General features: G+C 69.9%; 17 protein-coding genes and 1 pseudogene. 10 read left to right on the top strand and 8 right to left on the bottom strand.

The window, feature by feature from the left end:
• Positions 1–4: 4 nt before the first annotated feature.
• Positions 5–3,334, bottom strand: coding sequence for a helicase-related protein (locus tag LPC10_RS06115; RefSeq protein ID WP_231345901.1), 3,330 nt, complete (start codon positions 3,332–3,334; stop codon positions 5–7).
• 174 nt (positions 3,335–3,508) lie between these two features.
• Here LPC10_RS06115 and LPC10_RS06110 point away from each other — a divergent pair.
• Positions 3,509–4,264 (top strand): annotated as a pseudogene (locus LPC10_RS06110) (IS5 family transposase).
• Between the two features lie 350 nt (positions 4,265–4,614).
• Here the strand turns inward: LPC10_RS06110 and LPC10_RS06105 are convergent.
• The 5 genes from LPC10_RS06105 to minC (LPC10_RS06085) form a co-directional block, all read right to left on the bottom strand.
• Positions 4,615–5,553: a FecR domain-containing protein gene (locus tag LPC10_RS06105; protein ID WP_231345900.1), complete on the bottom strand. Its 939-nt coding sequence runs from the start codon at positions 5,551–5,553 to the stop codon at positions 4,615–4,617.
• Between the two features lie 113 nt (positions 5,554–5,666).
• Entirely contained in the window at positions 5,667–6,176 is a 510-nt protein-coding gene (locus LPC10_RS06100) for an RNA polymerase sigma factor (protein WP_231345899.1), read from the bottom strand.
• Between the two features lie 473 nt (positions 6,177–6,649).
• Positions 6,650–6,937, bottom strand: a complete 288-nt coding sequence (gene minE / locus LPC10_RS06095) for a cell division topological specificity factor MinE (RefSeq protein ID WP_231345898.1) — start codon at positions 6,935–6,937, stop codon at positions 6,650–6,652.
• The gene (gene minD, locus LPC10_RS06090; protein ID WP_003602600.1) at positions 6,934–7,749 is read right to left on the bottom strand and encodes a septum site-determining protein MinD; all 816 of its coding nucleotides are present in this window, start codon (positions 7,747–7,749) and stop codon (positions 6,934–6,936) included. Before minD ends, minE begins: the two co-directional genes overlap by 4 nt.
• Before the next feature lie 12 nt (positions 7,750–7,761).
• Positions 7,762–8,448 carry a septum site-determining protein MinC gene (gene minC / locus LPC10_RS06085; protein ID WP_231345897.1) on the bottom strand — a complete coding sequence of 229 codons (687 nt, stop codon included), beginning with the start codon at positions 8,446–8,448 and terminating at the stop codon, positions 7,762–7,764.
• Positions 8,449–8,822: 374 nt separating this feature from the next.
• Here minC (LPC10_RS06085) and LPC10_RS06080 point away from each other — a divergent pair, with 374 nt between their 5' ends.
• Entirely contained in the window at positions 8,823–10,511 is a 1,689-nt protein-coding gene (locus tag LPC10_RS06080; protein ID WP_231345896.1) for a methyl-accepting chemotaxis protein, read from the top strand.
• A gap of 375 nt (positions 10,512–10,886) precedes the next feature.
• Here the strand turns inward: LPC10_RS06080 and typA are convergent, their stop codons facing one another.
• Positions 10,887–12,713, bottom strand: a complete 1,827-nt coding sequence (gene typA, locus LPC10_RS06075) for a translational GTPase TypA (protein ID WP_231346977.1) — start codon at positions 12,711–12,713, stop codon at positions 10,887–10,889.
• A 304-nt stretch (positions 12,714–13,017) separates the two neighbouring features.
• Here typA and LPC10_RS06070 point away from each other — a divergent pair, with 304 nt between their 5' ends.
• The 8 genes from LPC10_RS06070 (at position 13,018) to LPC10_RS06035 (ending at position 22,485) form a co-directional block, all read left to right on the top strand.
• A complete protein-coding gene (locus LPC10_RS06070) occupies positions 13,018–14,358 on the top strand; it encodes a DUF2254 domain-containing protein (protein ID WP_231345895.1) in 1,341 nt (446 codons plus the stop codon).
• A gap of 106 nt (positions 14,359–14,464) precedes the next feature.
• A complete protein-coding gene (gene minC / locus LPC10_RS06065) occupies positions 14,465–15,205 on the top strand; it encodes a septum site-determining protein MinC (protein ID WP_231345894.1) in 741 nt (246 codons plus the stop codon).
• A gap of 248 nt (positions 15,206–15,453) precedes the next feature.
• Entirely contained in the window at positions 15,454–16,434 is a 981-nt protein-coding gene (locus tag LPC10_RS06060) for an ABC transporter substrate-binding protein (RefSeq protein ID WP_231345893.1), read from the top strand.
• Between the two features lie 13 nt (positions 16,435–16,447).
• The gene (locus LPC10_RS06055; RefSeq protein WP_231345892.1) at positions 16,448–17,269 is read left to right on the top strand and encodes an ABC transporter permease; all 822 of its coding nucleotides are present in this window, start codon (positions 16,448–16,450) and stop codon (positions 17,267–17,269) included.
• Between the two features lie 8 nt (positions 17,270–17,277).
• Positions 17,278–18,147 (top strand): ABC transporter ATP-binding protein, encoded by an 870-nt coding sequence (locus LPC10_RS06050; RefSeq protein ID WP_231345891.1) that lies wholly within the window; start codon positions 17,278–17,280, stop codon positions 18,145–18,147.
• Positions 18,148–18,385: 238 nt separating this feature from the next.
• The gene (locus tag LPC10_RS06045) at positions 18,386–20,263 is read left to right on the top strand and encodes an ATP-binding protein (protein ID WP_231345890.1); all 1,878 of its coding nucleotides are present in this window, start codon (positions 18,386–18,388) and stop codon (positions 20,261–20,263) included.
• Positions 20,253–21,611: a sigma-54 dependent transcriptional regulator gene (locus tag LPC10_RS06040; RefSeq protein ID WP_231345889.1), complete on the top strand. Its 1,359-nt coding sequence runs from the start codon at positions 20,253–20,255 to the stop codon at positions 21,609–21,611. The genes LPC10_RS06045 and LPC10_RS06040 overlap by 11 nt, the downstream gene beginning before the upstream one ends.
• Before the next feature lie 28 nt (positions 21,612–21,639).
• Positions 21,640–22,485: a 3-keto-5-aminohexanoate cleavage protein gene (locus tag LPC10_RS06035; RefSeq protein WP_231345888.1), complete on the top strand. Its 846-nt coding sequence runs from the start codon at positions 21,640–21,642 to the stop codon at positions 22,483–22,485.
• Positions 22,486–22,711: 226 nt separating this feature from the next.
• On the opposite strand, the gene LPC10_RS06030 is transcribed toward LPC10_RS06035, so the two are convergent.
• Positions 22,712–23,338, bottom strand: a complete 627-nt coding sequence (locus LPC10_RS06030; protein WP_231345887.1) for an HdeD family acid-resistance protein — start codon at positions 23,336–23,338, stop codon at positions 22,712–22,714.
• Positions 23,339–23,622 lie beyond the last annotated feature (284 nt).

Here is a 23,622-nt window from a genome sequence, read left to right as displayed (position 1 = left end):
CCACTCAGCCGCGCCGGTCGCGTGCCTCGTCGAGGCGGCGCAGGAAGGCAGCAGCCTGCCGTCCGCGCTCCACCGCATCCTCGCTGCCCCCGCGCATCACGATGCGCCCATCGCGCACCGTGACGTCGTCGGAGACCGGGATCACCGGCATCGCCCTGTCCGGATGGAAATCGGCGGCGATGCCCTGCGGACCGCCGCTGAGACGAATGATGCCGAGGGTCAGGCATCCGATTCGCAAGCTGGCCAGAGTGAACAGGGCCTCCACCGGCTCCGGCAGCGGCCCGAAACGGTCCTCGATCTCGTCACGCAGGGCGTCGATCTCGGCCGCCTCGCGCAGGCGTAGCAGGCGGGTGTAGAGGCTGAGGCGGATCTCGGGTTCGGGGATGTAGTCGGCGGGCACGCGCCCATGCAGGCCGATCCGCACTTCCGGGCTCCAATCCTCGGCCGCCTCCCCCTTGGCCGCGCGTAGCGCCAGTTGCAGCAGGTGCTGGTAGAGGCCGAGACCGACGAGCTTGACGTGGCCGGACTGGTCGTCGCCGACGAGATCGCCCGCCCCGCGCAGGTCGAGGTCACGGGCGGAGATGGCGAAGCCGGCGCCGAGCCGGTCGAGTGCCTCCAGCGTGCGCAGCCGCTTCTCGGTGGAGGGGCTGAGCGGCTTGTCGGGGTGTCCGAACAGGTAGACGACGCCGCGCCGCTGCCCGCGCCCGACCCGGCCGCGCAACTGGTGCAACTGCGCGAGGCCGAACCGCTCCGCATCCCAGATCAGCATGGTGTTGGCCCGCGGCACATCGAGCCCGCTCTCGATGATGCTGGTGGCCAAGAGCACGTCGCCTGCGCCGTCGGCGAAGCGGACCATGGCATCGTCCATCTCGGCCGGTTTCATCTCGCCATGCGCAATCACGACCTCGAGCCCCGGCACGAGCGCGCCCAGGCGCTTTGCCATCGGCGCGATGTCCTCGATGCGCGGGCAGACCACGAAGCTCTGGCCGCCCCGGCGATGCTCGCGCCGCAGGGCCGCGGCGAGCGTCGCCTCCTCGAACGGGGCGATCACCGTGCGGATCGGCTGGCGCACCGCCGGCGGCGTGGCGATGACGCTCGGGCTCTGCAGGCCGACCATCGCCGCCTGGAGCGTGCGCGGGATCGGCGTCGCGCTCAAGGTGAGGATGTGGGCCGTTCCCGCCGCCTTGCGCAGGCTCGCCTTGGTCTTGGCGCCGAAGCGCTGCTCCTCGTCGATGATGGCGAGTCCGAGATCGTGGAACGCGACGCCGCGCCCGGCGAGCGCCTGGGTGCCGACGACGAGGCGCACGCTGCCGTCGGCGAGGCCCTGCTTCACCCGTTTGGCCTCGGCCGGAGGCACGAGGCGCGAGAGATGCGCCACGTTGATGCCGAAGCGGGCAAAGCGCCGCCGAAACGTCTCGACATGCTGGCGCACCAGCACCGTAGTCGGCGCCATCACCGCGACCTGCCGACCGGCGAAGACCGCCGCCGCGGCGGCACGGAGCGCCACCTCCGTCTTGCCGAAGCCGACATCGCCGCAGATCAGCCGGTCCATCGGCGCCGCGCCGGCGAGATCGGCCAGCGTCTCCTCCACCGCCTGCGCCTGATCGCCGGTGAGGGGATAGCCGAAGCCGGCGGCGAAGCGCTCCATCTCGCGCTCCGGCGGCACGATCTGCGGCGCGCGCGTGGTCCGGCGCTCCTGTGCGGCCTTCAGCATCGCCCGCGCCGCCTTGGCGAGCGTCGCCTCCGCCTCCAGCCGCCGCCGGGCCCAGGTGCCGCCGTCGAGCCGGTCGAGGGTCACGGCCTCGGCCTCCGAGCCGTAGCGCCAGATCCGGTCGGCTTGGGCGACCGGTACCATCAGGATCGCGTCGTCGGCAAACCGCAGGCGCAGGGCGTCCTCCGCATCCGCCTCGCCCGCACGGATCGTCTCCAGCCCCTCGAAGACGCAGAGACCATGATCGCGGTCGATCGCGACGTCGCCGACCCGCAGTTCGACCTCGCCGATCGGCAGCACGGCGGCGCGCCGCTGCACGCCCGCAGCGAGATGCCCGAACAGGTCGGCGGCGGCGATCACCGTCGCGCCGGCCTCCGGCACGCGGAAGCCTGCCTCGACGGGGGCCTCGATCGCCAGCATCGCGCCGGGCTCCGCCGCCTCGACCTCGCCCCAGCCGTCGATCAAGCGGACCGTCCGCTCATCGGCGGCGGAGGCTGCCCGCACGAGGCGGCGCAGCGGCGCCTTGGGACCGGCGAGGACGACGCGCTCACCGGCCTTGAGGGCCGCGCGCACGGCTTTGGCGAAGGCCGTCTCGGGACGGCGCTCGCGGGCGAAGACCGGCCCGACCACCGGCTCGGCCGCGTCTCCGGTCGCGGCGGCGAGGCGACGGGCCTCGATCAGCGCCGCCCACGTCTCGGGCGTGAGGTAGAGATCCGGCTCCCGGTCGGCCTTCGATGTCCGTCCGCTCCCGGCCGAGGCGGTCAGGCCCTCCGCCTCGCGTCCCTCGGCGATCTGGTCGAAGAAGGCGGCGGCGCGCTCCTCCACACCATCCTCGACGACGAGGCGCGCCTCGGGCACGTAGTCGAGGACCGTCACGAGTTCGGGATAGAAGCGCGCCAGCCGGTGCTCCTGGCCGGTGAAGGGTTCCAGGGACAGGCCGGAATCCGAGTTGAGGATGATCTCGGTGGCGGGATCGATCACCAGCCGCCCTGTCTCGACCTTCGAACGCTGCGACACCGGATCGTAGGAGCGGATCGCGGTGATCCGGACGCCGTCATGCTCGACCCGGCAGGGAAGCGGCGCGGCCGCCGGGAACACGTCGAGGGTCCGCCCGCGCAAAGCCACCTCGCCGGGCTCGTCGACCCGGTCGTCGAGGATATAGCCGAGCCGGGCCAACTCCGCCGTCAGCCGCTCCGGATCGAGCGGATCGCCGACGCGCAGCTCGACATGGGCGCTCGCCCAGGTCTCCGGCGGCGGCACGCGTTGAAGAAGCGCGGGGGCGGTGGTGAGCAGGATGTCGGGTTGCGCCTGGGCGTCGGTCAGCCAGCGCAGCACGCCGGTACGCGCCCCCATCACCCCGCGCGAGGGCGAGGCGCGATCGAAGGGCAGGCAATCCCATTCGGGATAGACCGCCACGCTCCGTTCCGGAGCCAGAGCCCGCAGGATTGCGGCGATCTCGTCGAGGCGGCGCCCGTCGCGGGCCACGTGAATCAGCGGTCGCGCGGCCCCTGCTAGGCCGAGCAGGGCGACCGCCAGGGCCCCCGTCGGGATCAGCGGAGCGGCAGCCGCTTCGTGACTCGCATCCTGATCGTCTCGGGGCTTCGCAGTCCTGGGCTTTGCCATCTCTGTTCCGTGCAGGCGACGTCCGGGGTCGGCCTGCGGGAACACCGCACAGCCCGTCGCCGGTTCCTGTCCGGACACGCGATTGCCGGCCCTCTCCGCACTTCGCTGGGGACGGTTGTGGAAAGAGCGACAACACGACACGGCCGCGGCGTCGACCGCCCTGCAGGTCGGTCGATCTCGCCGATCACCTGCGCCGGTGGCCGGCGCTTGCTCAAGCGTCCGATCGAGAACCGGGCGGCGCTGACCGGTATCCTGTTCGTCCTGCGCTCCGGGTTGCCCTGGGCTGCCGGCTGAAATGGGCTGCGGCTGCGGGATGAGTGGCTGGCGTCGGCTGCGCGACTGGCAGGAGGCGGGTGTCGGGGCGCGCCTGCATCGAGTCCTGCTGGAGCGCCTTCACGCGGCCGGTGAGATCGACGGGAGCCGGGCGAGCCTGGACAGTGCATCTGTCCCGGCCAAAAAAGGGGCTCTGCCACCGGCCCGAACCCGACGGACCGGGGCAAGCCGGGTACGAAGCGCCACCTCGTCACCGATGCGCGCGGCACGCCGCGCGGCTTCCGCCTGAGCGGGGCCAACCGGCACGACAGCGTGATGAAAGCCCAGACCCTCGACGCCATCCCGCCCCTGCGAAAGGGACGGCGCGGGCGACCACGCAGGCGGCCCGGCAAGCTGCACGCCGACAAGGCCTACGATGCCAGGGCGAGGCGCCAGGAGTGTCGGGCGCGCGGGATCGTACCGCGCATCGCCCGCAAAGGCATCGAGAACAGCGAGCGGCTCGGGCGTCACCGCTGGGTCGTCGAGCGGACCCACGCTTGGTTCAACAGCTTCCGCCGCCTGCCGATCCGCTACGAGCGGCGCAGCGACATCTACGAGGCCTTCACCAGCCTCGCCGCAAGCCTCATCACCCGCAACCAGATCAAACGGTTCTGTTAGGCGCTCTTGGCGAGCATCGCAAAACTTCCGGTCGCCGACCGTTCTCGCCCTGGTGAGGACAGCGCGGCCGGAGTTTGGTGAGAGACACTTGGCCGCTGCATTGGTGCAACTCGACTTCGACCGGGCAGCGTGACGAGACCGGCCGCGAAACTCCTGACCTTCGGCGCGCCTGTCGTCCCGATGCGTCTCACGCTGGTTCCGGTTGACCGCTTCGGATTCTGCCGGACTCCGTCATCGCGAGGCGGAGCCGAACCGATCCAGGGCGCGACCTCTCCGGATCGTGCGGAACCTTCGATTGCCCCGGCTTCGCCTTGCAAGGACGACCGAAGTCATCAACCGGGCGCCTCGTTTCAGGAGGCCGGTCGGACGAGGATCAGGAGCGGCGTCAGCCGGGTGAGGCGCAGCCCCATCGCCGCGGCCAGAACGTCGAGCGACGCGTCGGTGTCGCGCAGGTCGAGCGTGCCGCTGAAGCGACGACTGCCGAGGGCTGAATCCGTCAGCAGGAGGCGGCCGCGCCGGTAGCGTTCCAGTTCGCTCAGGACATGGGAGAGCGGCTGACCCGAGACGCTGAGCTTGCCCTCGCGCCACGCGATCGCCTGCGCGACGTCGCCCGCGCGGGCGACCGGACGGTCATCCTCGCCCCGAAGCGCGACCTCACCGGCCCTGAGCCGCGTCTCGCCGGCGCCGGTCGCCACATCGACCCGGCCCTCGGCCACGCCGACGGGGGCGGCCGCGCCATCGACCCGGACGAAGAAGCGCGTCCCGACCGCGCGGGCCCGCACCCCGTTCCCGCTCACGACGAAGGGACGCCCGGCATCGGGTACGACATCGAACACCGCCTCGCCCCGCAGCAGCGCGACGCCGCGCTCACTGGGCGTGAACCGAAGGGCCAGGGCCGTATCGGTGTTGAGATCGACCCGGCTGCCATCCGGGAGGGTGGTCGTCTCGATGCGGCCGCGATCGGTCCAGGCATCCGCCCGCATCCGGTCCACCCAGCCGAGCGGGTCGCTCAGCAGGACACCCAGGCCGAGGGCGGCGGCAAGCGCCGCCAGACCCTTCGGCAGGCGGGGCCGCCGCGGATCGGGTGCCCGCTTCATCGTGCCGCGCCACGCCTCCATCTCGGCATAGGCCTCGGCATGGGCGGGGTCGGCCGCGCGCCACGCCTCGAAGGCGCGATGGTCGGCGTCCGTCGCATCCGCGGAGGAGAGGCGCGCGACCCAGAGGGCGGCCTGCTCGTAGACCGGATCCTCGGCCTCCTCCGGCGCGTCCGAGGGCGTGCGCTCGTTCATCCCGCTGTTCTTGCCGGTTCTCTTTCGCACTCGTCTCGCATGCCCGTCCGGGCCAACGCGAGCCCCGTCTCCCGTGAAGACCGGTGAGGCCGGAAAATCCTGACGTGCCGCCTTCAGAAAAAGTCGCGGCAGGTGCGGCGGGTGTGGAGGAACGCCTTCATCAGGTGCTTCTCGACCATGTTGCGGCTGATCCCCAGCCGCGCGGCGATGACGCCGTTGGGCAGGCCGTCGAGGGTGCTGAGCAGGAAGACCTCGCGGCAGCGCGGCGGCAGCCTGTCGATGGCGGCCGCGACGAGGCGCAGTTGCTGGCGCGCGATGACCTGCTGCTCGGGCCGCGCCTGCCCGTCCGCCACCTCCGCGAGGTCGAGGTCCGTCAGGGGAGAAAACAGCCCCTTCTCGAGACGGCGCCGCGCCCCAAGATTGAGCGCGACGTTGCGCGCCACGAAGAACAGGAAGATGCGCGGCTGCTCGATCTCCGTTCGGTCGAACGCCTTCACGAGGCGCAGATAGGTCTCCTGTGCCGCGTCGGCCGCATCGGCCGGATTGCCCAGCAGACGCGTGAGAAAGCGCTGCAGCCGAGCGCCCTCACACCGATGCAGAGCCTCGATCAACCCCGCCGACATCCCACCCACCCCGAACCCGCGAAGGCGCGCGACGGCACCGTTCCCGGCCGTTACGGGAGACGTAAACCGCGCATTGAACAAGTCCGGGAGGACAGTTTGTATGTGTTCTAGAGTATTCTTTCAAATCAAAACAAGCCTTTGAAGGCTTTGCAGGAATCGATTGCCGGACAGTCTGTTCTTCTATTGTGGCCGTCTTGAGCGGGTCCGCAAAAACGACATATGTTGCCGCCGGGCAACGGCCGGTCTTTCCCGATCGCTCGCTTCCGGTCGTCCATCGCGATGCGGCCCCGTAGAGGGTCGCGAAACGAAAAAACCTGCGGCACCCGTTCGGGGCCGCAGGTGGTGGTTCGTCCGGAGGGCGGTCGGCTCATACCAAATCCGGTTGATCCCTTCGGGATGGCGGATTTGGCCCTCGCTCAAGCGCCGCGCGGGCTGGCTGATACGCTCCCCGCCTCGATCGAGCGGAGACCGGATCAGGCGATGGCGCGCTTGGCCTTCGGCTTCGGCTTGAGCACTGCATCGACAGGGAATTCGATATCGACGCCGAGCGTCGAGACGCCTTCGCCCCGCTCCAGCTTGATCTGCACCTTGTCGCGCTCGACCGTGACGTGCTTGGCGATCACGTTCAGGATCTCCTCGCGCAGGGTGATGATCAGGTCGGGCCGTCCGTTCTCCACGCGCTCGTGCGCGAGGATCAGTTGCAGGCGTTCGCGGGCGACCGAACCGGAGCCGCGCGGCTTGAGGAAGGTCAGGACACTCATGCGGCCCTCCGTGTGAACAGCTTGTTGATCAGGGATTTGCGGTCGGACGGGATCGCCATCGGCACGGTCTCGCCCTTCAGGCGGCGCACGGCGTCGATGTAGGCGCGAGAGGGGGCGCAGAGCGGGTTGTTGAGCGTCACCGGGCAGCCGACATTCGAGGCGCGCAGGACTTCGAGGCTCTCCGGGATGATGGCGAGCAGCGGGATCGAGAGGATCTCGAGCACGTCGTCGACCTTGAGCATGTCGCCGCGGTCGGCGCGGGCCGGGTCGAAGCGGGTCAGGATCAGGTGCTTCTCGATCGTGTCGCCGCGTTCGGCGCGCACGGTCTTGGAGTCGAGCAGGCCGATGATCCGGTCCGAGTCACGCACCGAGGAGACCTCGGGGTTCGTCACCACCACGGCGACGTCGGCGTGGCGCATGGCGAGCTGGGCGCCGCGCTCGATGCCGGCGGGGCTGTCGCAGACGATCCAGTCGAACTTCTCGCGAAGCTCGCCCATCACCCGCTCGACGCCCTCGTCGGTGAGCGCGTCCTTGTCGCGGGTCTGGGAGGCCGGCAGCAGCGAGAGGTTCTCGAGGCGCTTGTCGCGGATCAGCGCCTGCGGCAGCTTGGCGTCGCCGTTGGTGACGTTGATCAGGTCGTAGACCACGCGGCGCTCGGCGCCCATGATCAGGTCGAGGTTGCGCAGGCCGACGTCGAAATCGACCACGCAGACCTTCTCGCCGGCCTGCGCCAGCGCCGCACCGAGCGCTGCCGTCGTGGTGGTCTTGCCGACGCCGCCCTTACCGGACGTGACACAAAGAACCTTGGCCATTCTCGTTTCCCCTTAACCCAAGGCTGCAATCTTGATCGCGCCGCCGTCGGACCAGATCTGGACCGCTTGGCCGCGCAGGTGAGTGCCCATGTCCTCGGCCGTGCGGACGAGGCGGTCGATGCCGAGAAGCTCGGGCTCGAACTTGCGGCAGTAGATGCGTGCGCGGGGGTTGCGGGCGGCGCCCGCGATGGCCCGCCCGCGCAGGGCGCCGTAGACGTGGATGGAACCGCCCGCGAGGACCTCGGCGCCCGAGGACACCGAGCCCATCACGGTCACGTCCCCCTCGCGGTGGACGATGCTCTGGCCGGAGCGAATCGAGCCCTCGATGGTGAGGGAGGACACGCCCGGCTTGTCTTCCTCGAACGCCGGCGCCTCGAAGGCATCGCCGACGGGACGGCCGCCGACGAGCCGCGGCGGAAGGAGCGAGGGCAGCGGGGCCTCCGCGCCCTCGATGCCGAGGATGCGCAGTTTCCGCGCCGACAGCTCGGCGATCAGGGTCTCCAACTCGGACGGCGCAGGTTTGAGACCGGCGACGTCGAGGATCACGGCCCGGTCGTCGAACAGCGTGGCCGATCGCTTCAGGGCCGCGTCCAGAAGGGCGAGCCAATCGGCGAGGGGGGCTTCCGGCGCCAGCGAGACGGCGCGGAAGACGCGGCCTCGCAGGGGCAGTGTGGGGCGGGTGGGAGCGGGGCTGGTCACGGGCGTTGACGTTTCCTTACCGACGCACCCATTGACCGCCCGGATGGTTACCGAGGGGTTAATTTTTGGATGCGCCGGGCAAGAATTGCCGGGCAAGATATTCCCGCCACGTCTGCTCGATCAGGAAAAACCGATTTAAGTCAGACATTTGTCCGAAATCTGCCAGCTTAAACAACCTTCGCGCCGGCCTGTGCTTGTGGGATCGCTGGATCCTGTGATCGGCGCGAATCAGGCAACTCGGCCCCATCGCTTCGCGGCATGAGTGCACAATTTTCTTGTGCCATTCCGGATTAACGGGACTTTAGGTTCGTGAAAGCCATCATTTGTTGAAGCGCTGCCGCCGGGTAGCGCATTTGCCCTTTTGGATCAGCGTTATGCGTGGCATCGCCAATCTCTCCATCGTCGCCAAGCTCGTCGTCGTCTTCGCGCTGGTCATCCTCGCGGTCTGCGGCTCCACGTTCATCAGTTGGCGTAGCCTCGGCAAGATCGAGGAAACCAACCGCTGGCGCGACCACACCTACCAAGTGCTACTGGAACTCGACCGTTTGACGGCCACCATGGTGGACCGGGAGACGGGCCTGCGCGGCTATCTCGTCTCGGCCGAGCCTGCCTTCCTCGAACCGTTCCATGCCGGAACCAAGGCGTATGGCGAGACGCTGGGACGGCTGCGCAGCCTCGTCGCCGACAATGCCGAGCAACTGCGCCGACTCGACGCTCTCGACGCGGCCGCCGGCCAATGGACCCGCGACGTCGCCGAGCGCGAGATCGCGCTGATGCGCGACGAGGCGACCCGGGAACAGGCACGCCGGATCGAGGCATCCGGAGCCGGCAAGACGGCGATGGACACCGTGCGCAAGGTCGCCGCCGCGATGGCCGGCGCCGAGGCGGCCCTGCTGGCGACGCGCGCCCGGATCGCCGAGGAGGCCGCGAGCACGTCCCGCCTCGCCGTCGGCGCGGGTCTCGCGGCGCTGCTGCTCGTCGCCGGCCTCGGCATTCTGCTGCTCAACGGCTTCGTCGCGCGCCCGATCCGCCGGATGACCGGGTTGATGAGCCGCTTGGCGGAAGGCGATGTTAGCGTCGAGCTTCCCTTCCGTGAGCGCCGCGAAGAGATTGGGGCGATGGCGAACGCCGTTCAGGTGTTCAAGGACAACCTGATCCGCACCCGTGCCCTGGAGGAGGAGACCGCACTGGCACGGGCCGGCGCCGAGGCGCAGCGCAAGGCGGCGATGCGCGAGATGGCCGACAGCTTCGAGCGGGCGGTGAGCGGCATCGTCGGCACCGTCTCGGCCGCTGCCACCGAGCTGCAGGCGACCGCCCAGAGCATGGAGGGCACCGCCTCGCAGACGGCCTCCCAATCGAACGCCGCCGCAGCCGCCGCGGAAGAGGCTGCGGCCAATGTCGGCACGGTCGCCGCGGCCGCCGAGGAGCTCGGCGCCTCGGTGCAGGAAATTGCCCGGCAGGTCACCGGATCGACCGCGCTGGCGCAGAAGGCCGTTGTCGAGGCCGAGGGCACCGCGCAACTCGTGCAGGATCTGAGCGTCGCGGCCGCCAAGATCGGCGACGTGGTGGGCCTGATCTCCACCATCGCCGGGCAGACCAACCTGCTCGCGCTCAACGCCACCATCGAGGCGGCCCGCGCCGGTGAGGCCGGCCGCGGCTTCGCGGTGGTCGCCGCCGAGGTCAAGGAACTCGCCAACCAGACGGCGCGGGCGACCGACGAGATCTCCGGGCAGATCGGGCAAGTCCAGACCATCACCGGACAGGCCGTCAACGCCATCGGCGACATCGCGGCGCGTATCCGCGAGATCGACGGGCTGGCCGGATCGATCGCTGCGGCGGTCGAGGAGCAGGGGGCGGCGACCCAGGAAATCGTGCGCAACGTCTCCGAGGCGTCCGCCGGCACCGGCGCGGTGACGGGCAACGTCGCCAGCGTCGCGGCCGCCGCCGAGGAGACCGGTGCGGCGGCGAGCCAGGTGCTGACCTCGGCCTCCGAACTGTCGCGCCAGTCCGAGCATCTCGACGGGCAGGTCCGCCACTTCCTCCACACGATCCGGGCGGCCTGATCCGGTGTCCGCTTGATCAGAGCGGGGATCGGATCAGCAAGCCCGCGCGGCGCTTGAGCGAGGGCCAAATCCGCCATCCCGAAGGGATCAGCCGGATTTGGTATGAGACGAGCAAAGCCTTTTCCGGTTCGTCGATCCGGAATCGAGCGCATCCCCTTTCTCCGCCTGCGGGGAGAGGGGGGAACAGCATCCGGAGGGAGGCTCCGGACATGGCTCGCACGCAAAAAAGGCCCCGGTGCAGCCAGCGCACCGGGGCCTTTTTTGCGGGTTCGTTGCGAGCGAGGCGGCTCGTATGGGTGTCTCTCACAAAACGCCCGCTGCGTCGTCAAAGCCAGAGTGACGACGGTCAGAGACCGGGAGTTTTGTGCGGCACTCTTAAGCCGTCAGCGCTTCCTTCGAGCGCTCGAAGCGCTTGCGGTCGTTCGGGTCGAGGTGGATCTTGCGCAGGCGGATCGACTTCGGCGTGACTTCCATCAACTCGTCGTCCTGGATCCAGGCCAGCGACTTCTCCAGCGTCATCCGGATCGGCGGCGTCAGGCGCACGGCCTCGTCCTTCGAGGTGGTGCGGATGTTGGTGAGCTTCTTGCCCTTGAGCACGTTCACTTCGAGGTCGTTCTCGCGGTTGTGCTCACCGACGATCATGCCCTGGTAGACCTTGGCACCGGGCTCGATCATCATCGGGCCGCGGTTCTCGAGGTTCCACATGGCGTAGGCCACGGCCTCGCCCTTGTCGTTCGAGATCAGCACGCCGTTGCGGCGGCCGGCGATCTCGCCCTTGAAGGGCTCGTAGGCCTTGAACAGGCGGTTCATGATCGCGGTGCCGCGGGTGTCGGTCATCAGCTCGCCCTGGTAGCCGATGAGGCCGCGGGTCGGAGCGTGGAAGACGAGCCGGAGCCGGTTGCCGCCCGAGGGCCGCATCTCGATCATCTCGGCCTTGCGCTCGGACATCTTCTGCACGACGACGCCGGAATACTCCTCGTCGACGTCGATCACGACCTCCTCGACCGGCTCCATCACGTCGCCGTTCTCGTCCTTCTCGAGGACGACGCGCGGCCGGGACACGGCAATCTCGAAGCCCTCGCGGCGCATGGTCTCGATCAGAATCGAGAGCTGCAGCTCGCCGCGGCCGGAGACGTAGAACGAGTCCTTGTCGGCCGCTTCCTCGATCTTGAGCGTGACGTTGCCCTCGGCCTCCTTGAACAGGCGGTCGCGGATCATGCGGCTCGTGACCTTGTCGCCCTCGGTGCCGGCCAGCGGCGAATCGTTGACGATGAAGGACATGGTGACGGTCGGCGGGTCGATCGGCTGGGCCTGGATCGGCTCGTTGACGGCCGGATCGCAGAAGGTGTCGGCCACGGTGCCCTTGAGCAGACCGGCGATGGAGACGATGTCGCCGGCCTCCCCGACGTCGATCGGGGCGCGCTCCAGGCCGCGGAAGGCGAGGATCTTCGAGACGCGGCCGGTCTCCACGACCTTGCCGTCGCGCGAGAGCACCTTGATCGACTGATTCGGCTTCACCGTGCCCGAGGCGATGCGCCCGGTGATGATGCGGCCGAGGAAGGGGTTGGCTTCGAGCAGCGTGCCGAGCATCCGGAACGGACCTTCCTCGACGCGGGCCTGCGGCACGTGCTTGAGCACGAGGTCGAACAGCGGCGCGAGGCCGACATCCGGCGAGGCGTCGGGCGAATCGGCCATCCAGCCATTGCGGCCCGAGCCGTAGAGGATCGGGAAGTCGAGCTGCTCGTCGGTGGCGTCGAGCGCCGCGAACAGGTCGAACACCTCGTTGACGACCTCGTTGATGCGCGCATCCGGCCGATCGACCTTGTTGATCGCGACGATCGGGCGAAGGCCGATCTTCAGTGCCTTGCCGACCACGAACTTGGTCTGCGGCATCGGGCCCTCGGCGGCGTCGACCAGCACGATCACGCCGTCGACCATCGAGAGGATGCGCTCCACCTCGCCGCCGAAATCGGCGTGGCCGGGGGTGTCGACGATGTTGACGCGGGTATCCTGCCAGACGACCGAGGTCGCCTTGGCGAGGATCGTGATGCCGCGTTCCTTCTCGAGGTCGTTCGAGTCCATCGCCCGCTCCTCGACCCGCTGGTTTTCGCGGAAGGTGCCCGACTGCTGGAGCAGCTTGTCGACCAGCGTCGTCTTGCCGTGGTCGACGTGGGCGATGATGGCGATGTTGCGCAGCTTCATCGGGGTCTCGGAAACGTTCGAAAAACGTGGAGCCCGGCCATAAAGCGGCGTGTCGCGGGCCGTGCTTCGACGGTCGTGACGCCAGGGTACGGATTCGGGCGGTATCGCGTCGCAATATAAGGTGTCGCTCGATCCGGCAAGTGCGGGCACGCCTCGCATGAGCGGGGCAGCCATGCCGCCGCGCTCTTTTTCGGGCGAGGCCCCCGCCGGCTCGCGTCGTCGGGGCCGGGCGACTATGGCCGGAGAGTCGCCGGCGGGAACCAGCTTTCGCTGCCGCCGTGACGTTCGAGGGAGGAGGCTGACCATGCCGCGCTGGCGATGGCTGATGGCGCAACTGACGCGACGGCTCTGGGTACGGGCCACGCTGATCGGCCTGATGGGCATCCTGGCCGCGATCCTGGCGGCCTTCATGGACAGCCATCTGCCCTTCACGATTCCCGGAACGATCAGCGCGGACGCCCTCGACAGCATCCTCACCGTGATCGCGTCGAGCATGCTGACCGTCACCACCTTCTCGCTGAACGTGATGGTCTCCGCCTACGGCTCGGCGACGAGCAACGTCACGCCCCGCGCCACGAAGCTGCTGATCGAGGACCGGCTGACCCAGACCGTCCTCTCGACCTTCCTCGGCTCCTTCCTGTTCGGCATCGTCGGCCTCGTCGTCTCGAAGACCGGGGCCTACGGCGAGCAGGGTCGCTCCATCCTGTTCGTGGTGACGATCGCCGTCATCGCGCTGATCGTGATCGCGCTGCTGCGGTGGATCGACCACCTCACCCGTCTCGGCCGCGTCGGGCAGACCACCGACCGCGTCGAGGCGGCCGTCCGGAAGGCCATCCTCGCGCGGCTGCGGGAGCCCTTTCTCGGCGGCACGCCGCTGCGCGATCCCTCGCGGCGGATCCCGGCCGCGACCGTCCCCGTGACGACGGAGGCGATCGGCTACGTCCAGCACATCGACATGCCGGCCCTGTCCGCGTTCTGCGAGAAGCGGGATGCGGAGGTTTACGTCACGGCGGTCCCTGGGACCTTCGTCTACCCGCACACGCCGTTGGCACGCTTGCGGACGAAGCGGGTGCCGGACGGCGAGGAGGCCGAGGCCCTGCGCCGCGCCGTCATGGCCGTGTTCTCGGTCGGCACGGAGCGCTCCTTCGATCAGGATCCGCGCTTCGGCCTCGCCGTGATGAGCGAGATCGGCTCGCGCGCCCTCTCCCCGGCGACGAACGATCCAGGGACCGCGATCGACGTCGTCGGCCGTTCGACCCGCCTTCTCTGCCTCTGGGCCGGTGGCTGCGCCGACGAAGAGCACGAACGGGCCGGTGGGCCGCCGACATATCCGCGCGTGCACGTCCCGCCACTCGACACGGCCGATCTCGTCGAGGACGCCTTCATGCTGATGGCGCGCGATGGGGCAGGGCTGATCGAGATGCAGTTGCACATTCAGAAGGGATTGTGGGCGCTCGTCCGCTTGGGTGATGCGGCACTCGCAGCCGCCGCCCGGCATCAGTCCCGCATGGCCCTCGACCGGGCCGAGGTCTCTCTCCCGCTCGCGGCCGACCGGCGCCGCCTGCGCGATCTCGTGCACGCGCTCGAAGCCGGCGACCCGCAGACAGGACCGGATCGCCTTCCCGATCCCGTGTCGGCGGGTTGAGGGGAGGGCAGGCGCGTTTGCTGTTGAGGGCGTGATGCCCCCGCGCGGCGCGGCGCGCGATCTGCCATAAGCTGCTCGGAATGATCCACCTGCCGCGAACATGCCCGTGACCGACCGTCCTCCGATCCGCTTCCGCGGCCGCTCCTTCCTGGCGATGGTGCTGGCCCCCGTGCCGCCGATCGACCAGTGGCTCGCCGAGCTCGATGCGCTCAAGCAGCGGGCGCCGGCCTTCTTCGCGGTGCGGGCGATCATCCTCGACGTCACCGGCCTGCGCTTCGAGCGCTCGGATCTCGCCCATCTCTGCGAGGAGCTGAACCGGCGCTCGATCACCATCCTCGGCATCGAGGGGATTGGTCCGACCTCGCTCGGGCCGGGCTTCCCGCCGCCGCTGGTGGGCGGCAAGCCGGTCGAGGACATCGCGCCGCCGGAGCCCGGTGCGGCAGCGTCCGCGCCTGTCGAGGCGCCGACGGCCCAGGCCGCCGCCCCCGCCCTGGTGGCCCCCCCAGCTCCGGCCCGGCCGCGCTCCTTCGTCCTCGATGCGCCGGTGCGCTCGGGGCAGGTGATCCAGCATCTCGACGGCGACGTGACCGTGCTCGGCTCGGTGGCCTCCGGCGCGGAGGTGATCGCGGGCGGCTCGATCCATGTCTACGGCGCCCTGCGCGGCCGGGCGATCGCCGGCGCCGTAGGCGATCCCGCCGCCCGCATCCTCGCCCGCAAGTTCGAGCCGGAACTCATCGCCATCGACGGTCTTTACAAGACCGCCGACGATCTCGGCGGCAGCCGGTGGGGCCAGTCGGTGCAGGCGCGGCTCGAAGGGGACGCGATCGTCCTCGTTCCGCTCGACTGACGTCGCAGCCCGGATCCATCCTTCGTCGTAACGGTGCATCCACGGCGGCATTCCGCCGGCCTTTCGGCGCGCGTGGCGGAAAACCGCCGCCGCCGGCTCGGGGAACGCTTCGTTCCGGCTGAGAAAACGAAATCCTGTACAAGCAGTTACGCGAAGATCAGCGAATCCTGCATAGCTGGCATGCGCCGTGCAAAAGGGAAGGGGCGATCCGCACCGGCCGCAGAGCCGGGTCATCAGGGAGAAACCTCTTGCCCGTTCGCCGTCCTCTCACACGCCGCCGCCTCAGCCTCCTCGCCATCGCGACCGCCGCCTTGCTCGCGCCGTTCCCCCTCTCCGCGCAGGAGGTAATCCGCGTCGGCAACCTGAAGCTCGCTCACTTCGCCGGCGTCTCCTACGTCAAGGAGATCGCCAAGAATTGCGGCATCACCGTCGATCTCAAGATCTTCGCCAAGGGCCCGGACATCATGCAGGCGATGCTCGCCGGCGAACTCGATGTCGGCGCAACCGCCTCCGAGGCCGCGATCTCGGCCCGCGGCAACGGCGCCTCCGTCTACATCGTCGGCGGCTTTGCCAAGGGCGGCGCGCGCCTGCTCGCGACGCCGGAATCCGGCATCAAGTCGGCCGCCGATCTCAAGGGCAAGAAAGTCGGCGTCACCCGCGGCTCGATCCAGGAGGTGCTGCTCGGCGCCGAGATGGCCAAGCACGGCCTGAAGAACCGCGACGTCAACCTGATCTTCCTCGGCTATCCGGATCTGAACCAGGCGCTTCTGCAAAAGCAGGTCGACGCGATCATGCAGACCGAGCCGCAATCGGCCCAGGCCATCGCCCGCGGCTTCGGCGTCGAGGTGATCAAGCCCTACGACACCCCCGTCGGCTCGCCGATCCGCACGCTGGTGATGACGGAGAAGTTCTACAACGAGAAGAAGCCGGCCGCGGCCAAGTTCATGGAATGCTTCGTCAAGGCCCAGAAGACCTTCATGGACGATCCGAAGGCCGCCGAGACCTTCGTCACGCAGGACGTGTTCAAGGGGCAGCTCACCGGGGCGGAGTTCCAGGATGCGCTCGCCAACTCGCCCTACACCCTGGAGATGAGCGCCGACCACATCCAGAAGACCACCGACGTCATGGCCGAGCACGGCATCGGCAAGATGTCGAAGCCGGCTAAAGCCGCCGACTGGGTGAAGCTCGACCTGCTGGAGGCCGCCAAGGCTTCCGCCGGCACGAACTGAGGAGGCTCAGTCGATGAACGCCTCCCGTCTCAAACCCCTGGCCGAGGGATTTGCGGTTCCGGTCGCCGTCCTCCTGATCTGGCAACTCGCCTGCACCGCCGGCCTCGTCAACCCGATGGTGCTGCCCTCGCCGGCGGCGGTCGCGGCGCGCTGGTGGGCCTACCTCGCCCCGCTCGAGCCCTACGATCCGGCCCACGGCTCGTGGTTTCTCTGGCTCTTCTCGGGCGAGATGCTGCACGACGCGATGGCCTCGCTCTATCGCGTCGTGGTCGGCTTCCTCGTCGGCGCCGGGCTCGCCCTGCCGCTCGGCCTGTTCATGGGCACGAGCGACCTGATCTACCGCCACATCAATCCGCTGATGCAGGTGCTGCGGCCGATCCCGCCGATCGCCTACATCCCGCTCTCGATCCTGTGGTTCGGCCTCGGCAACGCGCCGGCCGTATTCCTCATCGCCATCGGCGCCTTCTTCCCCGTGCTGATGAACACCATCGCCGGCGTGCGCCACGTGGACGGGATCTACATCCGCGCCGCCCGCAGCCTGGGCGCCAGCCGGACGACGATCTTCCGGCGCGTCATCCTGCCGGCGGCCACCCCCTACATCCTGTCGGGCGCGCGGATCGGCATCGGCACCGCCTTCATCGTGGTGATCGTGGCCGAGATGATTGCGGTCAACAACGGGCTCGGCTTCCGCATCCTGGAGGCGCGCGAATACTTCTGGTCCGACAAGATCATCGCCGGGATGCTGACCATCGGCGCGCTCGGCCTCGTCATCGACATGGCGGTCAGCCGCCTCAACAACCACCTGCTCCGCTGGCACCGCGGCCTGGAATCGTGAGGGAGCCCATGTCCGTGCAACCGCATCCCATCGACGCCGTCACGCAGCACGCCGTGCCGGTCGCCGCGCCCCTGGCCACCTCCGCCTCGCCCCACATCGTGGTCTCGGGGGTGGACAAGGTCTTCCCCGTCCCCGGCGGCGAGGTCGTCGCCCTCAAGGACATCGACCTCACCATCAACCGCGGCGAGTTCGTCTGCCTGCTCGGGCCTTCCGGCTGCGGGAAGTCGACGCTGCTCAACGCCATCGCCGGCTTCTCCCACCCGACCCGCGGCGGCATCGCCGTCGAGGGCCGCGCCGTCTCCGAGCCCGGTCCCGACCGGGGCATGGTGTTCCAAGAATACGCGCTGTTTCCCTGGATGAGCGTGGCGCAGAACATCGCCTTCGGTCTCGAGATCAAGGGCATGGGCCGCGCCGCGATCGAGGCGCGGGTGGCCGAGCTCCTCGACATGCTCAAGCTCGCCGAGTTCCGCGACCGCTTCCCCAAGGACCTGTCCGGCGGCATGCGCCAGCGCGTGGCGATCGCCCGCGTGCTGGCGCTGGACAGCCCGGTGATGCTGATGGACGAGCCCTTCGGCGCCCTCGACGCCCTGACCCGCCGCTCGCTCCAGGACGAGCTGCTGCGGATCTGGGCGGCCACCGGCAAGACCATCGTGTTCGTCACCCACTCGATCGAGGAATCGATCTATCTGGCCGACCGCATCGTGGTGCTGACCTACCGCCCCGGCACGATCAAGCGCGACATCCGGGTCGAACTGCCACGCCCGCGCGACAGCGCCTCGGCCGCCTTCAACGCCCTGAAGCGCGACCTCTCCGCCCTGGTGACGGCCGAGCAGCACCGCTTCGAGGAGGTGGAGATGAAGGGGGTGACGACGGATTGAGGCCTCGTCCGGACGGGAGCTGCCGACGCGGTCGGCGGCTCCCGCTTGCGGCCGTAATCCTGTTCAACCCCCTCATCCCGAGGTGCTCGCGCGAGCGGGCCTCGAAAGATATTCCAGATCTCGCGCGGCTGGCTGGAGCACCCTTCGAGGCCTCCGCTCTGCTCCGGCACCTCAGGATGAGGGCGGAGGAAGGGACCCATCCGGAGCGGGCCGGCACGCACCGGCGCACAGAACCGTCATGCCTGTTCCCTACGCCAAGGCCGTGCGCGCCCTGCTCTTCGCCGTCCTGGCCATGGCGGCGCTTCTCGTCGTGATCAAGGCGGGCGACGTGGCCGAGGACCGCGTCGCCGCGAGCCTTGCCGGCGATGCCCGGCAGCGGGCAGAGATCTACGCGCAGAGCCTGGAGGGCGCCATCGAGCGCTTCGGCTTCCTGCCGGCGGCGGCCGCCCTCGACCCGCGGGTCCGGGCGCTGCTGGCCGCGCCGGACGATCCGGCGCAGGTCGCCACCGTCAACGCCTATCTCAAGCGGCTGAGCCGCGAGGCGGGCGCCGGCGTCGTCTACCTGCTGATCCCTTCCGGACTGACCATCGCCGCCTCGAACTGGGACACGCCCCAGACTTATGTCGGCCAGGACTTTTCCTACCGGCCCTACTTCATGGAGGCGCGCGGCGGGCGGGTCGGGCGGTTCTACGCCATCGGGACGCTCACCGGCGTGCCCGGCTACTTCATCAGCGCCCCGGTCATCATCGACGGCGCGGTGCGCGGCGTGGTGGCGACCAAGGTCGGCCTCGATTCCGTGGAGGCGATCTGGCGTGAGGGCACCGACCGCGTGCTCGTGGCCGACGAGAACGGCATCGTCTTCCTCGCCTCCGACCCTGCCCTCAAGTTCCGCGCGACCAAGCCGCTCGACGCTGCCGCCCGCGCGCGCATGGAGCAGACGCGCCAGTACGGGCGCGACGACTATCGCCCGATCGGTTTCGGCCGGACGGAAGAAGTGGGCGGCGTGCCGCTGGTCAGCCAGTCGGAGGCGGCGCCGCGGGGCCGCGCGCTATTCGAGCAGCAGGCGATGTCGGCCTATGGCTGGACGCTGCTGCTCTTCGCCGACGCCGCGCCGGTGGCGATCGCCGGGCGCAGCGCGCGGGTCGGGGCGATCCTGGCCCTGATCGTGCTCGGACTGATCGGCCTCTACGGCAGCCAGCATCTGCGGCGCGTGCGCGAGAACCGGGCCGCGCAGCGCGAGTTGGAGGCCAAGGTCGCGGCCCGCACCGCCGACCTGCGGGCGGCGAATCTCAGGCTCGCGGGCGAGATCGAGGAGCGGACCCGCGCCGAGGGTGATCTGCGGGAGACGCAGGGCGAACTGGTCCAGGCCGCCAAGATGGCGACGCTGGGCCAGATGGCGGCCGGTATCACCCACGAGCTGAACCAGCCACTCGCTGCCCTGCGGGGCTTGGCCGACAACGCCTCCGCCTTCCTGCGCCAGGGCCGCGAGGCGGAGGCGGCGGCCAACCTGACCCGCATCGTCGCCCTGGTGGACCGCCTCGGCAAGATCACGGGGCAGTTGCGCAGCTTCTCCCGCCGCTCGGGGACGGAGCGGGTCGCCGTCGATGTCGGCATGGCCGTCTCCGAGAGCCTCGCGATCCTGTCGTCGCGCATCCGCGACGCGGGCGCGCGGGTGACGACCGATCTCGATCCAGCGGCGCAGTGGGTGGTGTTCGAGCCGATCCGCCTGTCGCAGGTGCTGATCAACCTCGTCGGCAACGCTCTCGACGCGGTCAAGGGCCGTCCGGGCGCGGAGGTCGCGGTGCGTGCCTGGGCTGGCGACGGGCATGTCGTGCTCAGCGTCGAGGATAACGGACCGGGCCTCGATGCGGCGGCGCTCACTCGCATCTTCGATCCGTTCTTCACCACCAAGCCGGCGGGGGAGGGGCTCGGCCTCGGCCTGCCGATCTCGCTCGCCATCGCCCGCGAGTTCGGGGCGAGCCTCCAGCCCCGGCCGATGGCGGGCGGGGGCCTCGCCTTCGACCTCGTGATGGACGTGGCGCGCGAGATGGCTCAGGACTCGGCCGGGATGGCCCCGCCGGAGAGGGGGCGCCAGAGGATGCCGCATGTTTCCTGAGGCCGAGCCGGCCGCCGCCCTGCGCGTCGTGCTGATCGACGACGAGGAGATGGTCCGCCTGTCCATGGAGCAGGCGCTCCAGCTCGGCGGCATCGCCGTCGAGGCTTTTCCCACTGCCGAGGCGGCGCTCCCGGCCATCACCCGCGACTTTTCCGGCATCGTCGTCAGCGACGTGCGCCTGCCGGGCCAGGACGGCCTCGCGCTGCTGGCGGAGATCCGCCGCCGCGATCCCGAATTGCCGGTGGTGCTCGTCACCGGCCATGGCGACATCGCCATGGCGGTCGCCGCCATGCGCGAGGGCGCCTACCACTTCATCGAGAAGCCCTTCGTCAACGACGCCTTCGTCGAGGTGGTTCGGCGCGCGCTGGAGAAGCGCGCGCTGGTGATGGAGAACCGCCGCCTGCGCCGCGCCCTCGACCGGGGCGAGGCGCCGGGCAGTGCGGTGGAGCGCTGCCTCGTCGGCCAGTCCCCGGCGATGCGGCGCCTGCGCGAGGACATCGCCTCGCTGGCCTCGGCGGCGGCCGACGTGCTGGTGCTCGGCGAGACCGGGGCCGGCAAGGAGCAGGTCGCCCGCGCCCTGCACGAGGGCGGGGCACGGGCGGGCAAGCCGTTCGTGGCGATCAATTGCGGCGCCATCCCCGAGAGCATGTTCGAGAGCGAGATGTTCGGCCACGAGGCCGGCGCCTTCACCGGGGCGGGCAAGCGCCGCATCGGCAAGGTCGAGCATGCCAGCGGCGGCACCCTGTTCCTCGACGAGGTCGAGAGCATGCCGCTCGCCCTCCAAGTGAAGCTGCTGCGGGTGCTGCAGGAGCGGCGGGTGGAGCGGCTCGGCTCCAATACCGGCGTGCCGGTGGACCTGCGGGTGGTGGCCGCCACGAAGGAGGATCTCGACGCGCTCTCCGAGGCCGGGCGCTTCCGACGCGACCTGTACTTCCGCCTCAACGTGGTGACGCTGACCCTGCCCCCTTTGCGCGAGCGCCGCGAGGACATCCCGCTCCTGTTCGAGCGCTTCCTCGTCCAGGCGGCGGTGAAGTACCAGCGCCCGGTGATCGAGGTGCCGCCGTCGCTGCGCCGGTCGCTGATGCTCGCCGACTGGCCGGGCAATGTGCGTGAACTCAAAAACGCCGCCGAGCGGGCCGTGCTCGGATTCCTCAGCCCGGATCTCGCCGGTGGGCCCGAGGCGGCGCCGGGGCTCGACGCCCTGCTCGACCGGGTCGAGCGCCTCGTCATCGAGGACGCGCTCAAGGCCTCCGGCCAGCGCATCGCCGAGGCCGCCCGGGCGCTCGGCCTGCCGCGCAAGACGCTCTCCGACCGCATGCGGCGCCTGGGCCTGAGCGCGGGCGATTAATTCTTTTCTCGAATGCGAGACCGAACCCGTGACGCACGATTCCGGCTGGCCGCCGCTCATCCTCGCCAACGCCCCCAATGGCGCCACCCGCACCAAGGCCGACCATCCGGCCCTGCCGATCACGCCGGCCGAGATCGCCCGCACCGCGGCCGAGATCGCGGAAGCCGGCGCCGCCCTGATCCACGTCCATGTCCGTGACGCAGAGGGCCGCCACCTCCTCGATGCGGACGCCTACCGCGCGGTCACCGCCGCGATCCGCGCCGAAGTGGGGGATCGCCTCGTGGTGCAGATCACCTCCGAAGCCGCCGGGCGCTACGAAGCCCCGGAGCAGATGGCGGTGGTACGCGCGACCCGCCCCGAGGCGGTCTCGCTGGCGCTGCGCGAGATCGTGCCGGACGCTGCCGCCGAGACCGCCGCGGCCGAGTTCTTCGCCTTCGCCCGGCGCGAGCGCGTCCTGCTCCAGATCATCCTCTACGAGGCCGCCGAAGTGACCCGCTACGCGGAGCTCAAAAGCCGCGGCGTGCTCGGCGAGGGCGAGGATTTCCCGCTCTTCGTTCTGGGCCGCTACACCCCCGGCCAGGTCTCGCGGCCCGCCGACCTGCTGCCCTTCCTCGCCGCGGCCGGGGCGGGGCTGCCGCTCTGGGCGATCTGCGCCTTCGGCCCGCGCGAGAATGCCTGCGCCCTCGTCGCGGCGGGGCTGGGCGGGCATGTGCGCGTCGGCTTCGAGAACAGCCTCCTCGCCCCCGACGGCCGCCCGGCCGAGAGCAACGCCGCCCAGATCCGCCGCGCCGCCGAGGGCGCCCGCGGGCTCGGGCGCCCGCTCGCCGATGCCGACACAGCGCGGGCGATGATGGCCGGAACCGTTTCCGGTTGATCAAAGTGGGGCCGGGCGCGGCGAGCACGGCCCGCATCTGAAACCGGCGTTCGCTTGCTCCCTTCGCTGATGCTCGCGCTGACGAAGGAGAAGCAGGCTCGAAGCAATCGGAAACCGTATGAAGCGGGCCCATACGCGCACGTGCCGCCGGACCGACGCTCTTTGGATGACGAGGCGTGCCCGATCGGGGGCACGGTCGAGGCTCCGTCCGGAGCGGCGGGCGGCGTCAGGGGCGCCCTGTCGCCGCGTGGCGGGAGCGCAGACGGAAGCCGAGGATCAGCAGCGCGACGCCGAAGGCCACGGCATAGGCGCCGAGCCACCATGTCAGCACCAGCGCCGACATGCCGGGATTGATCAGGAGCACGATCCCGAACAGCACCGAGACCAAGCCGCCGAGACCGAGCCACCAGCGGCCGTAATCCAGGTGGAGGCGGAAGGCCGCCGCGATCATCAAGCCGCCGGAGAGGATGGCCCAGGCCGCGACGAGGAGCACGAAGGCCCAGACCGCGGCCGCCGGCACGAGGAAGGCCGCGACGCCGACCACGAGGTCGAGCAGGCCTTCGAGCAGCAGGAGGCCCCAGCGCTCGTGCTGCCGCGCCGCCCGCACCGCGGCGATGATGCCGAACGCGCCGTCGACTAGCATGTAGGCCGAGAAGAACAGCACCAGCGACAGCACGAAGGCGCCCGGCGCCACGAAGGCGATCGCTCCGAACAGGATCGCGAGGAGGCCGCGCAGGGCCACGAGCCACCAGTTCCGCGCCAGCACGGCGCTCATCGCATCGAGGTGGGCCGGCCCGGTCCGCGGCAGGTCGGACGGGGGCGCCGCCCCGGATGTCTCGGACGCTCCAGCCATGACATGCTCCTCCGGCGCGATCGGATAGGGTCGGGCGTGGCGGCGCTGCGGCCGGACCGGGCGCAAACCTGCCATCGGTTGCGCAACGCAACGTAGAGATGTCTGTTCCCTGTTTTCCCGTTGCCGGAGCCGGTCGCAGCCAATTCGTGGGAGCTTACGTCCGAGCAATCGGATTTCCTGCGGCAGGACTTCGTATCCGATCCCTGCCCTGGGTCTTGTTTGCGGTAATCCCGTCGTTTTGGCGCGCGGATCTCTCGATGTCCGATGCATGTTCTCGCGCATCA

It is taken from the genome of Methylorubrum sp. B1-46 (genome assembly GCF_021117295.1).
In the GTDB taxonomy this organism is placed as follows: Bacteria; Pseudomonadota; Alphaproteobacteria; order Rhizobiales; family Beijerinckiaceae; genus Methylobacterium.
The sequence above is the reverse complement of the archived record's forward strand: the minus strand, read 5'-3'. Positions and strand labels throughout refer to the sequence as shown.

Bases quoted from the DNA above. Each gene is read 5' to 3' on its own strand.
- LPC10_RS06070 (WP_231345895.1), top strand. From the start codon at position 13,018: ATGCCGCGCTGGCGATGGCTGATGGCGCAACTGACGCGACGGCTCTGG.
- minE (WP_231345898.1), bottom strand. From the start codon at position 6,937: ATGAGTGTCCTGACCTTCCTCAAGCCGCGCGGCTCCGGTTCGGTCGCC.
- LPC10_RS06100 (WP_231345899.1), bottom strand. From the start codon at position 6,176: ATGTCGGCGGGGTTGATCGAGGCTCTGCATCGGTGTGAGGGCGCTCGG.
- LPC10_RS06080 (WP_231345896.1), top strand. From the start codon at position 8,823: ATGCGTGGCATCGCCAATCTCTCCATCGTCGCCAAGCTCGTCGTCGTC.
- minD (WP_003602600.1), bottom strand. From the start codon at position 7,749: ATGGCCAAGGTTCTTTGTGTCACGTCCGGTAAGGGCGGCGTCGGCAAG.
- LPC10_RS06040 (WP_231345889.1), top strand. From the start codon at position 20,253: ATGTTTCCTGAGGCCGAGCCGGCCGCCGCCCTGCGCGTCGTGCTGATC.
- typA (WP_231346977.1), bottom strand. From the start codon at position 12,713: ATGAAGCTGCGCAACATCGCCATCATCGCCCACGTCGACCACGGCAAG.
- LPC10_RS06105 (WP_231345900.1), bottom strand. From the start codon at position 5,553: ATGAACGAGCGCACGCCCTCGGACGCGCCGGAGGAGGCCGAGGATCCG.
- LPC10_RS06030 (WP_231345887.1), bottom strand. From the start codon at position 23,338: ATGGCTGGAGCGTCCGAGACATCCGGGGCGGCGCCCCCGTCCGACCTG.
- LPC10_RS06050 (WP_231345891.1), top strand. From the start codon at position 17,278: ATGTCCGTGCAACCGCATCCCATCGACGCCGTCACGCAGCACGCCGTG.
- LPC10_RS06055 (WP_231345892.1), top strand. From the start codon at position 16,448: ATGAACGCCTCCCGTCTCAAACCCCTGGCCGAGGGATTTGCGGTTCCG.
- LPC10_RS06115 (WP_231345901.1), bottom strand. From the start codon at position 3,334: ATGGCAAAGCCCAGGACTGCGAAGCCCCGAGACGATCAGGATGCGAGT.
- LPC10_RS06045 (WP_231345890.1), top strand. From the start codon at position 18,386: ATGCCTGTTCCCTACGCCAAGGCCGTGCGCGCCCTGCTCTTCGCCGTC.